This window comes from Moellerella wisconsensis, from assembly GCF_022592395.1.
Lineage (GTDB): Bacteria > Pseudomonadota > Gammaproteobacteria > Enterobacterales > Enterobacteriaceae > Moellerella > Moellerella wisconsensis.
In genome coordinates, this window is record NZ_CP093242.1 from 2,389,296 (window position 1) to 2,405,180 (window position 15,885).

Below are 15,885 nucleotides of genomic sequence, written 5' to 3' on the forward strand. Positions count from 1 at the left end.
AAATTTAGCTCGATTTGAGTTTTTATTACGACAACACCAGTACCACTAACGAGATATAATTGTTTGAATAATTTAAAAATACATTATTTCGTTATCGCTATTATTGCTTTTTTATCTGCCGCTATTATTGGCTTAGATACTCATTGGTCAGGCCACCAGGAATCGCAGTTAAAAAAAATACTGTCACGCAAAGAGTTGCGCGTCAGTGTTATCAGTTCACCACTGATCTATATTAACGATAAAAATGAAATTAGCGGTTTTGATTATGAACTCGCACAACATTTTGCCGATTATCTCGGCGTCAAACTTAAGGTTACGGTTAGACCAACCATAAATCAGCTGTTTGATGATCTAAAAAAAGATAAAGCTGATCTAGTCACGGCGGGCTTACTGTATAATCAAGATCGCTTAAAAAATGCCCAAGCGGGTCCACAATATCTATCCGTATCGCAACAATTAATTTACCGGAAAGGTACGACTCGACCTAAATCATTTGATCAAGTTAACGGGAAATTTGTGGTCATGGCAGGCTCCGCGCATGCTAGAACGCTCAAACAGTTAAAACAATTTTATCCGGAACTAAGCTGGCAGGAAACCAACGACTATAGTACCCACCAGCTGCTAGAAATGGTGGCTGAAGGGATAATAGACTATACGCTCGAAGATTCTATCTCGGTATCACTGCAACAGCGTATTCATCCTCAAGCCGCGATTGCGTTCGATCTCGGTGAAGAAAATGCCATCACTTGGTATATGGAGCGAACAGCAGACGATAGTCTCAACGCGGCTTTGCTGGATTTTTTCAATACCAGTAATGAAGAAGAATTGTTAGCCCGCTTAGAAGAAAAGTATTTTAGTCATGTCGGCAGCTTTGATTATTTTGATACGTTGACCTTTATTAGTGCTATCAATAAAGTCTTACCTGATTATCGGCCCTTATTTGAAAAATATGCGCATAATATTGATTGGCGTTTATTAGCGGCGATCGCTTGGCAAGAATCCCACTGGGATCCACAGGCAACATCCCCCACAGGAGTACGTGGTCTAATGATGTTAACCAAGCCGACAGCAGCTACCATGGGAGTGCAAGACCGTTTAGATCCCGAAGAAAGTATTAAAGGTGGGGCGGCTTATATTGAATATATTATGCAACGTTTACCGGTATCTATCCCCGACGATGAACGCATTTGGTTTGCTTTAGCCGCGTATAATATGGGTTATGGTCACATGTTAGATGTACGTAAACTAACTGAACAGCAAGGAGGCGATCCAAATCGATGGTTAGATGTTAAATCTCGCTTGCCATTGTTGACCCAGAAAAAATACTATACCCAGCTCAACTACGGCTATGCACGTGGGCATGAAGCCTATCGCTATGTCGAAAATATTCGCCGTTATCAGCAAAGTTTAGTCGGTTATCTATATAATCAAGAAAATAAGCCGTTAACGGAGCCTGATGAACTGCAAGCCCGTTTGTTTGCACCTATAGACGAGAGTACCTCATCAGCCATTATTAAGCAGAATAGTGATTCAAATATCGAGCCAAATAGTTATCCAGCAACTAAATCTTATTCTGTACCACAAGAAAAAGTAAGTCTGAAAAATCGGCAGAATCAGTCAATGCCAAATAAAATATCTGCGGTAAATCCGGGGAATATTCTCGGCGATCATTTTCTTTCGATTTATCATAAAAGAACAGAGCAATTGCAGAGACAAGCTAGTCAACAATCTCATGATGATATTCGCTCTATTCCGCTGATGCCTAGTACAGAACATTAACTCCATTGTTAACTATCAATTAGTTCGAACTTGGCTACCCGTAGACGAAGTACTGAAAATGAAACAATAACTCCCCCCTAGTAGTTTCTCCAAGGGGGGAGTTGATTCAATAGCGCGATTAAATTAAGCAACTTAAATATTAATAAATATCCCTATTGTTGTGCTGATTTAGCTGCAGCTTGAGCTAATAATTTTTGCTGTTTTTTCTGCTCACGACGTAACTTAAAAAATTGACTTAATAAATCAGCACATTCTTCAGCTAATACCCCAGAAACCACCTCTATGCGATGATTCATTCCTGGATGCCCTATAACGTCCAATAATGAACCACAGGCGCCGGTTTTAAAATCACTCGCTCCATAAACTAAACGCCCTACTCGCCCATGGATCATCGCACCAGCACACATAACGCACGGCTCTAATGTGACATACAGTGTAGTATCTAATAAACGATAATTAACTAATCGCTCCCCCCCCGCGCGAAGTGCAATAACTTCTGCATGTGCGGTGGGATCATTATCACTAATTGGTCGATTCCAACCTTCAGCAATTAATTGATCATTTTTAACCAATACTGCTCCCACAGGTATCTCGCCAATATCCTGAGCTTTTTTAGCTAACTGCATCGCATATCGCATCCAGTATTGATCTCTCTCGGATTGGGTCACATCAACCTCATCGATATTAAATAATCGATAATTATTGCTGATGTATGCTTTGACTGCAAATCATCATCAGCTGAAAAGAGCTAATTTTGCCGCAAATCCCATAAAAAAGGTCCCTACAGCGCAATTTCCTACTTTAGCTAAACCTTGCTGCTGACGAAAATAGCGAGCAATAAAATAGCCACCAAAAATCAATGTACTCAAATAAGTAAAACTCACCAATTCTAATATTAACGCTAAGACTAAATAGGAAAGCGAGGTATGTGCATAGCTAAAGTCGATAAATTGAATAAAAAATGACATAAAAAATAAAATGGCTTTCGGGTTAGTTAAGCTCAGCATTAACGCTTTAGTAAACTGATCTTCAGTGCGGACAGCTATGGCAGAGTTATCCTGTGGTCTGGTGCGACATAGCAAGTTAAAATAGAGGATCTTGCCTCCTAAATACAGTAAATAAGCGGCACCTAAATAACGAATTAAATCAAATAAAAACGGAGAGGCTTTAATCAGCGAAGCAACGCCAATAAAAGAAAGAAAAATCAATATAGCGTCCCCAGTAAAAACACCTAATGCTGCTTTATACCCCGCACGAGTTCCATAAGAAGTACTTGATTTTAAAACATAAAGTGAATTGGGCCCAGGAACTAGAATAATCAGAATCAATCCTGCCATATAGGTCCAAAAATTAACAATACCAATATCTTCAAACATTTTATTCCTTGCTTTTTACGCTTTTAAATTGTTATTAAAAATATTCATACAAATTTTTTAACACAGATTTTTCATTTTGTGAATGGATAAACTATTGCCAATAAATAAATTTCCTAAAATGAACACTATTACTCATCTAAGGAATACATATTTATTTACTTAAATTCATTCCACAATCGAAATAATATGACATATATTATTTTAATAAATGAAAGTTATTGGTATAAAATAACGGAGTACAAATTATGAGTAATTATCAAATTGCAGTTATCGTTGGTAGTTTACGTACCGACTCTCTAAATAGAAAACTCGCTCGGGCCCTAATAAAATTAGCTGATAATAGACTCTCCTTTAATTTTATTGATATCAGCAAATTACCTCTTTATAACCAAGATGATGATCTCGTTCCAAAAACTGAAGTTCTTGATTTTCATTCCCAAGTTACCCTCTGTGATGGCTTACTAATCGTCACTCCTGAGTATAATCGTTCAGTGCCTGGTGTGTTAAAAAATGCACTGGATCATGGCTCAAGACCTGCCGGAACAAATATCTTTTCGACAAAACCAGCTGGAATTATTGGTACATCAATGGGATCAATAAGCACCGCATTAGCTCAGCAACATCTGCGAAATATTCTCTCTTTTTTAAATGTTCAAACGATGCCCCAGCCTGAAGGCTTTATTCACTGGGTAGATGGAATGATTGACGATCAAGATAATATTACCAATGAAAGAACACTAACTTTCCTACAACAATGGATGGATAAATTTTCTACTTATACCATTGCCAAAATTGCCAATAAATAAAGAGCATGTCGTTTTTGTTTTATGCTGGTGACTAATAAAATTATTAGCCAGCATAAATCACATCCTAAATATCATTAATTATTTATCATCATTAAAGACTATAACAAACAAGTCAATTAAGGAATATCACTTCAAGACTGACATTTATTAATTAGAAAACTCAAATGAGAATTAAATCAATATATGAATACAAATTAAATTATTTAAATTAACCAAATAAAAACAACTAATGACTTAATTCAAAATATAAATTTATTTTTTAAATTAACCATTGTTTTATCTAGTTTTGTAAATGCGCTAATTATATTTTTATTTATTCTCTATACTGAAAATCAACATCAATAATAAAATCTCCGAGGCAATTATGTCATTAAATAAAAAAGAGCATGTTAGTTATAATATGGTCGTTATCCTTGTCGGGATGATGGCCGCGTTAGCGGGGCTATTCTTTGGTTTAGATACCGGTGTTATTGCAGGAGCTTTACCTTTTATTAGTAAAACTTTCCATATCTCTGCCTTACAACAAGAATTAGTTGTAAGCTCCATGATGTTTGGTGCTGCTGTCGGTGCAATATCCAGTGGCTGGCTAACTTCCTTTCGAGGACGTAAAGGCACACTACTGATAAGCGCTATGTTATTTATTATTGGCGCAATAAGCTCAGCTTTCTCACCAAATGTTGAAGTTTTGATTATTTCACGTTTAATTTTAGGTTTAGCGATTGGGATTTCTTCATTTACCGCGCCGATCTATTTATCAGAAATAGCACCGAAGAAAATACGTGGTGGGATGATTTCGATGTATCAATTAATGATCACTATCGGTATTTTAGTGGCATTTATTTCTGATACTGGATTCAGTTATGATGGTGCTTGGCGCTGGATGCTGGGTATTATTACCATTCCTGCTATCTTATTATTAATTGGAGTCTCTTTTCTCCCCGAAAGCCCACGTTGGTTAGCAACAAAAGAACGTATGGGCGAAGCAAAAGATATTTTATTAAAACTTCGACAAACATCACAAGAGGTTGAAATAGAGCTAACAGAAATAGAAAATAGTTTAAAATTAAAACAAACAGGATTTAAATTATTTAGACAAAATAATAATTTTCGTCGTGCTGTGATCCTTGGGATTGGCTTGCAATTTATGCAACAGCTCACCGGAATTAATGTGATTATGTATTATGCGCCGAAAGTTTTTTCTTTGGCCGGTTTTGCATCCACAACACAACAAATGTACGGTACCATATTAATTGGTTTAATTAATGTTATAGCTACCTTTATCGCGATTTCAATTGTTGACCGCTTTGGTCGACGACCAATCTTATTAACTGGCTTTGCCGTCATGACTATCGGAATGGGTGCATTAGCCTTTATGTTCCAAATGGATAATCACACCGTATTTAGTCAATATTTTAGTGTGTTAATGCTGCTGGTATTTATTTTAGGCTTTGCAATGAGCGCCGGCCCACTAATTTGGGTATTATGCTCTGAAATTCAGCCTTTAAAAGGGCGTGATTTTGGTATTACTTGCTCAACCAGCGCAAACTGGATAGCAAATATGCTAGTCAGCGCTACATTCTTAACCTTATTAAATAAATTTGGTGATTCCAATACATTCTGGATTTATGCGGTTATGAACTTTATCTTTATTATCATTACCTTTATGTTTGTACCTGAAACTAAACGGGTATCGTTAGAGCATATTGAGAAAAACTTAATGAGCGGTTGTTCATTACGTCAACTAGGTAAATAATCGATATTATCTTTAGCATAATAAGTAGGCTCTTAGGGCCTACTTATTGCGGCTAAATAGCGTCTATTTATCCTAAATCTTAATCAGATTATATTTATTATTTACATTAATCTCTCTTTAGTCATTGCTCTATTTTCCAGTTATTGACTTTATATTACGCAGTCTGCAACTAAAATACCGTTGGTTTAGTATTGTTTTACCGGAGATATTTTCGTTTAGCCTTTGCTTAACTCTTCAGGATCAACTTCTACTCTTTAATGTCTAGGTTTTAAATTCTAAGGTTTAAATTTTGATATTAATTTCTAGAAATAAATTACTAATACTACATAATAATTTATTGATTATTGTTTGAGTAAATATTTATTTTTTAGTTAAAATAGACATTAATTCCAATTTCACGTAACGAATAAGTGCAAGATATAAGTTACTAATATTCAACCAGATAAATTATAAGATGTTGATATGGCTTTATTAATTACCAAAAAATGCATTAATTGCGATATGTGTGAACCCGAATGCCCGAATGATGCTATCTATATGGGGGATGAAATATACGAGATTGATCCGAACCGCTGTACTGAATGTATCGGTCATTATGACAAACCAACTTGTCAATCGGTATGCCCTATCAATAATACTATTATAATTGATCCCGCATATATAGAATCACAGGATCAATTATGGGATAAATTTGTACTACTTCATCACGCTGATAAAATTTAGTCTATTTACTATACCGGCATTACTCATGTTTTTTCTGCAATCACGGTCGCACAAGCATAGCTACGTTCGTCAGTAATAGAGACGTGAAGTGTCGAGATACCCAGCGACTGTGCTAACTTTAATGCGGCTCCAGATAATGATAATACCGGTTTACCCAATGCATCATTTTTAATTTCAAATTGATTGAACGCTAATCCTTGGCGGATCCCCGTACCTAATGCTTTGGCCGCCGCTTCTTTCACGGCAAAACGCTTAGCTAAATAACGTTCTGGTTGAGCATGATGCAAATATTGTGCTAATTCATGCTCGGTCAAAATACGTTTGGCAAGACTACTGCCCGAACGTTCAATCGCTCGGCTAATTCTGGATATTTCGACGATATCCGTACCGAGCCCAACAATAGCCATTAATTACGCGCTTCCTTAAGTAACTGTTTCATATCAGAGACAGCTTGCGCCAAGCCGCTAAATAATGCGCGCCCAATAATTGCATGGCCGATATTTAATTCATAAATTTCTGGCAATAACGCAATACGCTGGACATTATGATAGGTTAATCCATGCCCTGCATTTACTTTTAAGCCTTTACTAGCAGCATAAGAAACACCATCTTTAATACGACGAAACTCTAATTCTTGCTCATTCGCAGAGGCTGCATCAGCATAAGCCCCCGTATGGATCTCAATAAATGGAGCTCCTACTTGTTGAGCAGCGTCAATTTGTTGATGATCGGCGTCGATAAATAATGAAACTTGAATGCCTGCCGCGGTTAAACGTTTAACAGCATCGGTAATTTTATCTTTTTGACCAGCAACATCTAATCCGCCTTCTGTAGTAACTTCTTCTCGTTTTTCAGGCACTAGGCAGCAAAAATCAGGCTTGATTCGGCAAGCAATATCAACCATTTCATCAGTCACTGCCATTTCTAAATTCATACGAGTCTGAATTGTATTTTTTAATAACTCGATATCTCTATCTGTAATATGGCGGCGATCTTCGCGTAAGTGCACTGTAATTCCATCAGCACCCGCTTGTTCAGCTACAAATGCCGCCTGTACTGGATCGGGATATTGTGTACCTCGCGCATTTCTTACCGTTGCAATATGGTCAATATTTACACCTAATAACAATTCAGCCACGTTTTACTCCTACAATCTTGTTTGAATTGGGATGTTTTTTCTACCTCTATCCTACTGCAAATTTATCTTTTGGTGTAAAAAATATCAGACTTTATATTGTCACAGACAATAAATGATATCGCATACACAAATTCATCAATATTTTTCAGATCCACTTCGCAAATTTATTGACTAATTTTATTGAGTGATTGTTTATATTTAACATACTGGATAAGATGATTTTAATAAATTAAACGGTATATTTTATTTTTAATATAAAAAATAAAATATAAATATGGCTAAAAACACCAATCAATCAATTAGAATATATAAATAAGAATATTAATCATAAGGAGAGAGTAAAATAAAAATAACTTTATTTAATATGAAAATAATTATTATATTATGAACCTATAATAACTAAACTAAACTTTCATCAGGCTTATTTATATTTATTTGGCTAATAGGACGGGTAAACTGACGAAATAATTCACGACTTTTTAATGGTTTTCCGCCTAAATAAGGCTTTAGTGCTATCCGTGTAAATCTTTTTGCTGCTTTCAAACTATCAACATCAGAAAACTCACGCTGTGATAAAGCTTTCAGTTGCTTGCCTGTAAAACTGAAATTATCGATAATTAAGCTACCGATAAATCCTTTCTCTTCACGGTAACGATAAGTCATGGTATCTGAAACTGGTTCGCCACTTCCTGCACAGTGAAGGAAATCAACGCCATAACCAATATGAGATAATAAAGAAAGTTCAAAACGACGTAACGCGTGCTCCGGGGTATATTCACTAGCCGCTAGAGTCTGAAGGCATTCTAAATAATCAAAGAATAATGAAGAATAAGCGGTACCTTGCTCTAAGATCCGAGAAACTAATTCGTTAACATATAAACCACTGTACAATACCGTACCAGATAACGGCAAAGCTAAAGAAACAGCATCTGCACTAGTTAAGGTTTTAACTGCACCTTTTCCTCCCCAGCGGATCAACAGAGGAGTAAAGGGCTGAAGACAGCCCCTTAATGGTGAACGGTTACGGCGAGCACCTTTGGCTAAAATACACACCCGCCCTTCGCCCTCAGTGAACATATCTAATAATAGACTAGTTTCACTATAAGGCCTTGCGTGAAGTACAAATGCTCGCTGCCAACCATTCACAGAGATAGACCTATTATTTTAGATCATCAACATAGCCGAGGCTGCGTAATGCACGTTCATCATCCGCCCAGCCTGCTTTCACTTTCACCCATAGTACTAAATGTACTTTAGTATCAAATAATCTTTCCATATCGATACGGGCTTCAGTGCCGATAGTTTTAATTTTGCTGCCTTTATTACCAATAACCATTTTCTTTTGTCCTTCTCGTTCAACGAGGATCAGACCGTGAATATGGTAACTGCCTTTATCTGTGACAACGAATTGTTCAATCTCTACCGTTACTGAATAGGGTAATTCTTCGCCTAGGAAACGCATCAGTTTTTCACGGATAATTTCAGAGGCCATAAAACGCTGAGAACGATCAGTAATATAATCATCAGGGAAATGATGATCTGCTTGAGGCATATGTTTACGAACAATCTTAGCAATGGTATCGACGCCCATGCCTTTTTCGGCACTGATCGGAACAACATCTAAGAAGTTCATTTTTTTACTAATAATACCAATATGTGGCAGTAAAATTGTTTTATCAACCACATTATCAATTTTATTGATCGCTAAAATAACAGGACAGTGCAAGCTTTTTAGCTTATTCACTACCATTTCATCATCAGCGGTCCAGTTAGTTCCTTCAACGACAAAGATAACCAATTCAACATCACCGATAGAGCTAGATGCTGCACGGTTCATTAAACGGTTAATTGCTCGTTTTTCTTCAATATGTAAACCAGGAGTATCGACATAAATGGTTTGGTACTCATTTTCTGTATGAATACCCATAATACGATGTCGAGTGGTTTGTGGTTTACGCGAAGTAATGGATATTTTCTGTCCCAATAATTGGTTCAGTAATGTAGATTTGCCTACGTTAGGTCGGCCGACTATTGCCACAAAACCGCAATAGTTTATTTGTTCGGTCATTCAAGCTCCAAAATTTTTAATGCTTGCTCTGCAGCTGCTTGCTCAGCTTTACGACGGCTTGAACCTACACCAGTTACCGGCTGTTCAATACCGCTAATTTGACAATCTATAGTAAATTCTTGATCGTGAGCTTCACCTTTAACCTGTACAACTAAATAAGTCGGTAGAGGTAAATGACGGCCCTGCAGATATTCTTGTAAACGTGTTTTTGGATCTTTCTGTTTATCACCCGGACTAATCTCATCCAGTCTTGACTTATACCAATCAAGAATAATTCTTTCAATAGTCTGGATATCACTATCTAAAAAGATCCCGCCAATTAATGCTTCTACTGTATCAGCCAAAATAGACTCGCGGCGAAACCCGCCACTTTTAAGCTCCCCAGGACCTAAGCGTAAACATTCACCCAGTTCAAACTCACGGGCGATTTCTGCTAGCGTATTCCCACGGACAAGTGTGGCTCTCATTCGGCTCATATCACCTTCATCTACTTTCGGAAAGCGATGATAGAGATCATTTGCAACAACAAAACTTAGAATTGAATCACCTAAAAACTCTAAGCGTTCATTATGCTTACTATTCGCACTGCGATGTGTCAGTGCTTGGACTAATAGATCATGCTGTCTAAAATGGTAACCCAGCTTACGCTGTAACTTCTCAATTAAAATAGGGTTCATGCGCGACCAACCGACTTTAGTAGATTGATAAAAAAGCACACGCAACAGACCTGTAAAATCCCTGACTTTACAAAACTGTTGCGTTTGCACTGACTTTTTTAATAGGACATTTCAATAAATCGAACTGAAATCCGCTTAAAAATAAGCCAATCAGATTAATATAAATTATTGTACACTGTGATGCTAAATAAAGCTTCGTAAAATGTGGGTTTTAAATTTAAAACCCACATCAATAACTATTGATACGGCTACTGATAATACAGTTACTGGCTTATCGGCCCCATTCGACTAAAACGGATCCCTGTCGGCCATTCATTTTCTTGCTTATCCAAACTTAACCAGATAAATACCGCTCGTCCAACAAAATTTTGCTCTGGAACAAAGCCCCACATACGACTGTCGGAACTATTATCTCGGTTATCTCCCATCATAAAATATTGTTTTTCTGGAACAATCCATTCATTGAGTGGCATTCCAGGCTGAATATAACGGGATTCAGTCATTGCTTGTCTAATAATCAAAATTTGGTGTTGAACATCACCTAATTTTTCCGTTCTTTCATATTGACGCAAGGCATAATTAGGAACTGGCTGATCCAAAGGAATTTGATAGTTCCCTTTCTGACTTTCCACTACAGAATCAACATTAAAGAACATTGTCCATTCACTCGGATCAAGCGGCCCATAGACAATAGGTAACTCTTTTTGGCAATCATTATTAGAACAATTTGGATAAATAGTCAGTTCTTTGGCCTGTGGGTTATAAACAATCTTATCGCCCGGTAATCCAATTACACGTTTTACGAAATCAACATTAGTGTCTTTCGGGTATTTAAATACCGCGATATCACCACGCTGCGGTTTTCCCGTAGCAATTAATGTTGTTTGTGTCACCGGATCTTTCAGCCCATAAGCAAATTTTTCCACCAGCATAAAATCGCCAACCAATAAGGTTGGCATCATTGAGCCGGAAGGGATCTGAAAAGGTTCATAAATAAAGGAACGAACTATCAGTACAATGGCTAACACAGGAAAAATAGATGTACTTGTTTCCATCCAACCTGGCTTGCGAACTACCTTTTTTAGCTCTTCCTGATCTATACTACCTTTAGTCATTTCCTGAAGCTTTTTAAGCTTACGCTTTCTTGCTGGCGCAAACTTAAATCGATCCAAACACCAAATAATCCCGGTAAACAGTGTTGCCAGCGTCAGGATCAAGGCGAAGGTATTAGCCATTGATACTCCTTTTCAAATTAGTTGTCTTTTCCGACATGTAATATCGCTAAGAATGCTTCTTGAGGCAGCTCTACGTTACCGACCTGCTTCATACGTTTCTTACCATCTTTCTGTTTCTGCAACAGTTTTTTCTTACGACTAATATCACCACCGTAACATTTGGCAAGTACGTTTTTACGTAATTGTTTAACCGTAGAACGAGCTATAATATGGTTGCCAATGGCTGCCTGAATAGCAATATCAAATTGCTGACGAGGGATTAGCTCTTTCATTTTTTCAACCAATTCACGACCACGATATTGAGAGTTAGATTGGTGAGTAATCAATGCTAAGGCATCAACGCGCTCGCCGTTAATAAGTACATCAACTCTTACCATGTCAGAGGCTTGGAAACGTTTAAAACCATAATCCAGAGAAGCATAACCACGTGAAGTTGATTTTAATCGATCAAAGAAATCCAAAACCACTTCTGCCATCGGAATTTCATAGGTCAATGCAACTTGGTTTCCGTGATACACCATATTGGTTTGCACCCCTCGTTTCTCGACACAGAGGGTGATTACATTGCCTAAATATTCTTTTGGCATCAACATGTGGCATTCAGCAATCGGTTCACGTAGTTGATTAATATTATTTAATGGTGGCAATTTGGACGGGCTATCAACTTGAATAACCTCACCATTAGTCATTTCAACCTCATACACTACCGTTGGCGCGGTAGTGATAAGATCAAGATCATATTCGCGCTCTAACCGCTCTTGGATGATTTCCATATGGAGTAATCCAAGGAAACCACAACGGAAACCAAAACCTAATGCAGTTGACGTTTCTGGCTCATAGAATAATGATGCATCGTTTAAGCTCAGTTTACCTAACGCATCACGGAAAGCTTCATAATCATCAGAGCTTACTGGGAATAATCCAGCATAAACCTGTGGTTTTACTTTTTTAAAACCGGGTAATGCTTTATCTGCTGGCATACGAGATGTTGTCAAAGTATCACCAACCGGCGCGCCTGTAATATCTTTAATAGCGCACACTAACCAGCCAACCTCACCACAATGCAACGTATCACGTTCAACACGTTTAGGGGTGAAAATACCTAAGCGATCGGCATTATAAACTTGGCCTGTACTCATGACCTTGATTTTTTCGCCTTTACGCAAGGTACCGTTTTTAATCCTGATAAGCGATACTACGCCCAGATAGTTATCAAACCATGAGTCAATGATTAACGCTTGAAGAGGTGCATCCGCGTCACCGGTGGGATGGGGGATATCTCGAACTAAACGTTCAATAACTTCTTGTACGCCAACACCGGTTTTAGCCGAGCAGCGCACTGCATCGTGAGCATCAAGGCCCACAATGTCTTCAATTTCATCGGCGACACGCTCAGGATCCGCGGCTGGTAAATCGATTTTATTCAGAACAGGAACAACTTCTAAATCCATCTCGATAGCGGTATAGCAGTTCGCCAGCGTCTGCGCTTCCACGCCTTGCCCAGCATCAACCACTAACAATGCACCCTCACAGGCAGCCAAAGAGCGAGAGACTTCATAAGAAAAGTCAACATGGCCTGGTGTATCGATAAAGTTCAACTGATAAGTTTCACCATCAGCGGCTTTATAGTCGAGCGTAACGCTCTGAGCTTTAATGGTAATCCCTCGTTCACGTTCAAGATCCATAGAATCCAGAACTTGGGCTTCCATTTCACGATCGGTTAAACCACCACAAATTTGAATTATACGATCCGACAATGTTGATTTGCCGTGGTCGATATGAGCAATAACTGAAAAGTTTCTTATATTATTGATTTTCAAGGTAATATCTTCTTTTAAATTGCCTTACAAAATCAGCTTAGGGTGAATTTCATACCCAAAGCTAAAACGCTATGTATGTCACAAGTTGAGTAATTGGCAACATTTTACATAGAAGAGATAGTTAACACAAAGATTCAATGTAAAACTAAGGTAAATCCTGTGTATTAAGGCAATTGATACAGCTAAAAATAGCTAAAACGCTAATTTATAGCGCGACAATGCTATGAATAATTGGTATGAGTTTTCAATAATTAAGAGAATTCGTAAATAAAATAATCATCGTAGTTATTATGTTAGATTGTTAGTCGAAGTCAAATCTATACGTCAAATATAGTGAGGAGGAGAATCCTTCATCGCTCAATGAGCACTCACTAGAATGTCACTTTAATTATTCTCACCGAGAGTTTTATTCTGTTTTTTTACTGACAAACACAGAATTGTCAGCATTCAGTACGAGTAAGAAGTTCGGTTGGAGGTAAACCAATCTGTAAAATAACAGGTTCAAATGCGGCTTCGCCAGCCCAATAATGAGCTATTTTTTTAGCTAATAGAAAGCCCACAATGCCACCAATCATTCCACCGATAAACACCCAGATCTGAGAAAAATCATTGGCTTGTAGAATACCAGCCAATAAAAATAACCCTAATAAAGGTGATAAATAAACTAACATCGCTGAACGTAATAAACTACCTTCAGAAATGCCAACTTCTACTTTTTGTCCAACTTCAAGTGGTTGATCAATAGAAATTTCGAGCTGGTGCTCAATTTCAGGGGTTATTTTATCTAGCACGTAAGAACCACAAGCACCACGAGCACTACAACTTCCGCAACCAGAGGAGGCACCATAACGCAATAATGCACGGCCTTGATGCCAACGAATAACGGTTGCCCACTCTTTAATCATTTTTCCAACTCCTAAAAACGAATACTGGATGCAATTTGCTTCGCCGTAGCTAATGGCAGTTCACCAATGATAGTAACCTCATTTTGCCCTTGAGTTAACGTATAAATAGTTCGACGCCCTCGGCTAATAGGTTGCTCGATGAGTTTACCATTTCCGGCTTTCGTCACATTAACAGAGAAACTAAACAGCCCGTCGCTAAACATAGCCGTTTCAAGTTGATCACCTTGCTGAATATTACGCCGAGAGCGAGATATTTCCTCAAAACCTGGTGGAACAGAACCTACACGCCAAGTGAATGCTGGTTTTTCATTTTTAGGCGCCACTAGTAAAGGTGGAAGATTCAATTTACTCAACGCGATTAACGAATCATGCACCAACTTACTATCTAACACCGTTGAAATCACTCTAAATTGCTCTAGTGTTTCGTTGTTATTATCGAGTAAATCAATTCTCAATGGTAAGCGTGTTTCTTCATCAATTAATAAAACATAATTAAAGCGAGAGTTATCTTTCGAGATAACACGAATAACTAAACAAGGACGATCACCAATATGTGTGCGGCCAGCATCGATAAAGTTATAATATGCGCTTAATTGTGGGAAATTAGCAAAAATGACTGACGGTAGGTGATCAACGATATATTGACCATTTAGGCTAAAAGCATCAAAACCAGGCTCAAAATAGCTAATGACATTGCCTTTTTGCACGATTTCTCGGCGCGATGAATCCATTTGGATCATCTGAGCCACCGGCTGCTTATTAATCAAGCCATGCCGATAACGGCCAGGAGTAATACTCTGTGGGCTAATAGTGATAAAGGAGACTTCGTAAGACAAGCGTTGAGCGGCATTCCCCATATCTTCTAACACTGTTTCAGCTCCAGATTGTGCCGCTGAAACAGTGCTAGATGCTAGTAGGCCGCCCGCCAAAAAGACGACGGATAACCAATATTTCATTATTGCTGTTTAGCTCCAGCAGAAGAGACAGGCTGCATAGGTTGATCACTATTTTGCAACATAGAACGGCGCTCGATCTCATACTGTTGAAGCATAGTATTGATACGCTGATTACGTTGTTCTACCTGCATTTGTTGTTCATTACCAAATAATTGCTCATTAGATACATTTAGGCTCACAGGTGCCCCTGCTCCCACCGGTACAGTATTAAAAGCGGCATACTCTGGCTGAGCCACAATATCACCATCTTTATTATATTGTTGAACACCTACAATAACTGCTAATGAAACACATGCAGCCATACCGACTTGTGTAATTTGGCTCGCCCAAGGACGAATTTTTGCCCAAATAGGTGCCCCCCAATGAGCCGGGGTAGGTTGTGATTCTGGAATTGCTTGCGGATTCAACTGCACTGGCTCATTTTCAAGCGCCAGAGCAACTTGGCTCGCAATATCAAAATGGACAACCTCACCGGTATCACCACGCAATGTATCACGGATGAGATGATAGCTCTCCCAGCGTTGCTGTAACGCTGAATCTTGCGAGACAGTGCTGATAAATTCTGGTTCCAGAACTTCACCATCCATCAATGCGGAAAGTTTCTCTCTTTGCATGCTTAAATACCCTTAAGTTATTAGCACCACAATTA

General features: G+C 38.2%; 16 protein-coding genes. 4 read left to right on the top strand and 12 right to left on the bottom strand.

The window, feature by feature from the left end; translation table 11 throughout:
- Positions 1 to 63 precede the first annotated feature (63 nt).
- Positions 64 to 1,779: a membrane-bound lytic murein transglycosylase MltF gene (gene mltF, locus MNY66_RS10480; RefSeq protein WP_047256017.1), complete on the top strand. Its 1,716-nt coding sequence runs from the start codon at positions 64 to 66 to the stop codon at positions 1,777 to 1,779.
- 152 nt (positions 1,780 to 1,931) lie between these two features.
- Here mltF and tadA read toward each other — a convergent pair whose 3' ends face one another.
- Positions 1,932 to 2,417, bottom strand: a complete 486-nt coding sequence (tadA, locus tag MNY66_RS10485) for a tRNA adenosine(34) deaminase TadA (RefSeq protein ID WP_241501886.1) — start codon at positions 2,415 to 2,417, stop codon at positions 1,932 to 1,934.
- Positions 2,418 to 2,513: 96 nt separating this feature from the next.
- Positions 2,514 to 3,155: a leucine efflux protein LeuE gene (leuE, locus tag MNY66_RS10490; RefSeq protein WP_047256015.1), complete on the bottom strand. Its 642-nt coding sequence runs from the start codon at positions 3,153 to 3,155 to the stop codon at positions 2,514 to 2,516.
- Positions 3,156 to 3,400: 245 nt separating this feature from the next.
- Here leuE and MNY66_RS10495 point away from each other — a divergent pair, with 245 nt between their 5' ends.
- From MNY66_RS10495 to MNY66_RS10505, 3 genes are all read left to right on the top strand, one after another.
- Complete coding sequence (locus MNY66_RS10495) at positions 3,401 to 3,961, top strand: NADPH-dependent FMN reductase (protein WP_241500803.1); 561 nt, start codon at positions 3,401 to 3,403, stop codon at positions 3,959 to 3,961.
- Positions 3,962 to 4,325: 364 nt separating this feature from the next.
- A complete protein-coding gene (locus MNY66_RS10500) occupies positions 4,326 to 5,714 on the top strand; it encodes a sugar porter family MFS transporter (protein WP_047256013.1) in 1,389 nt (462 codons plus the stop codon).
- Between the two features lie 462 nt (positions 5,715 to 6,176).
- Positions 6,177 to 6,437, top strand: coding sequence for a YfhL family 4Fe-4S dicluster ferredoxin (locus MNY66_RS10505; RefSeq protein ID WP_047256012.1), 261 nt, complete (start codon positions 6,177 to 6,179; stop codon positions 6,435 to 6,437).
- 23 nt (positions 6,438 to 6,460) lie between these two features.
- On the opposite strand, the gene acpS is transcribed toward MNY66_RS10505, so the two are convergent.
- The 10 genes from acpS to rseA all read right to left on the bottom strand — a co-directional run bounded on the left by acpS (position 6,461) and on the right by rseA (position 15,850).
- The gene (gene acpS, locus MNY66_RS10510; RefSeq protein ID WP_047256011.1) at positions 6,461 to 6,844 is read right to left on the bottom strand and encodes a holo-ACP synthase; all 384 of its coding nucleotides are present in this window, start codon (positions 6,842 to 6,844) and stop codon (positions 6,461 to 6,463) included.
- Positions 6,844 to 7,575: a pyridoxine 5'-phosphate synthase gene (gene pdxJ / locus MNY66_RS10515; RefSeq protein ID WP_047256010.1), complete on the bottom strand. Its 732-nt coding sequence runs from the start codon at positions 7,573 to 7,575 to the stop codon at positions 6,844 to 6,846. Before pdxJ ends, acpS begins: the two co-directional genes overlap by 1 nt.
- A gap of 399 nt (positions 7,576 to 7,974) precedes the next feature.
- Positions 7,975 to 8,721 carry a DNA repair protein RecO gene (gene recO / locus MNY66_RS10520; protein ID WP_047257082.1) on the bottom strand — a complete coding sequence of 249 codons (747 nt, stop codon included), beginning with the start codon at positions 8,719 to 8,721 and terminating at the stop codon, positions 7,975 to 7,977.
- A gap of 13 nt (positions 8,722 to 8,734) precedes the next feature.
- Positions 8,735 to 9,643, bottom strand: coding sequence for a GTPase Era (era, locus tag MNY66_RS10525; RefSeq protein WP_047257083.1), 909 nt, complete (start codon positions 9,641 to 9,643; stop codon positions 8,735 to 8,737).
- Positions 9,640 to 10,320 carry a ribonuclease III gene (gene rnc / locus MNY66_RS10530; RefSeq protein WP_047257084.1) on the bottom strand — a complete coding sequence of 227 codons (681 nt, stop codon included), beginning with the start codon at positions 10,318 to 10,320 and terminating at the stop codon, positions 9,640 to 9,642. The genes era and rnc overlap by 4 nt, the downstream gene beginning before the upstream one ends.
- Before the next feature lie 263 nt (positions 10,321 to 10,583).
- Positions 10,584 to 11,555, bottom strand: a complete 972-nt coding sequence (gene lepB / locus MNY66_RS10535) for a signal peptidase I (protein WP_047257085.1) — start codon at positions 11,553 to 11,555, stop codon at positions 10,584 to 10,586.
- Positions 11,556 to 11,572: 17 nt separating this feature from the next.
- Positions 11,573 to 13,369: a translation elongation factor 4 gene (lepA, locus tag MNY66_RS10540; protein ID WP_047257102.1), complete on the bottom strand. Its 1,797-nt coding sequence runs from the start codon at positions 13,367 to 13,369 to the stop codon at positions 11,573 to 11,575.
- Positions 13,370 to 13,815: 446 nt separating this feature from the next.
- The gene (rseC, locus tag MNY66_RS10545; protein ID WP_241500804.1) at positions 13,816 to 14,280 is read right to left on the bottom strand and encodes a SoxR-reducing system protein RseC; all 465 of its coding nucleotides are present in this window, start codon (positions 14,278 to 14,280) and stop codon (positions 13,816 to 13,818) included.
- A gap of 11 nt (positions 14,281 to 14,291) precedes the next feature.
- Entirely contained in the window at positions 14,292 to 15,236 is a 945-nt protein-coding gene (rseB, locus tag MNY66_RS10550) for a sigma-E factor regulatory protein RseB (RefSeq protein ID WP_241500805.1), read from the bottom strand.
- The gene (rseA, locus tag MNY66_RS10555; protein ID WP_047257088.1) at positions 15,236 to 15,850 is read right to left on the bottom strand and encodes an anti-sigma-E factor RseA; all 615 of its coding nucleotides are present in this window, start codon (positions 15,848 to 15,850) and stop codon (positions 15,236 to 15,238) included. Before rseA ends, rseB begins: the two co-directional genes overlap by 1 nt.
- Positions 15,851 to 15,885: the final 35 nt, after the last annotated feature.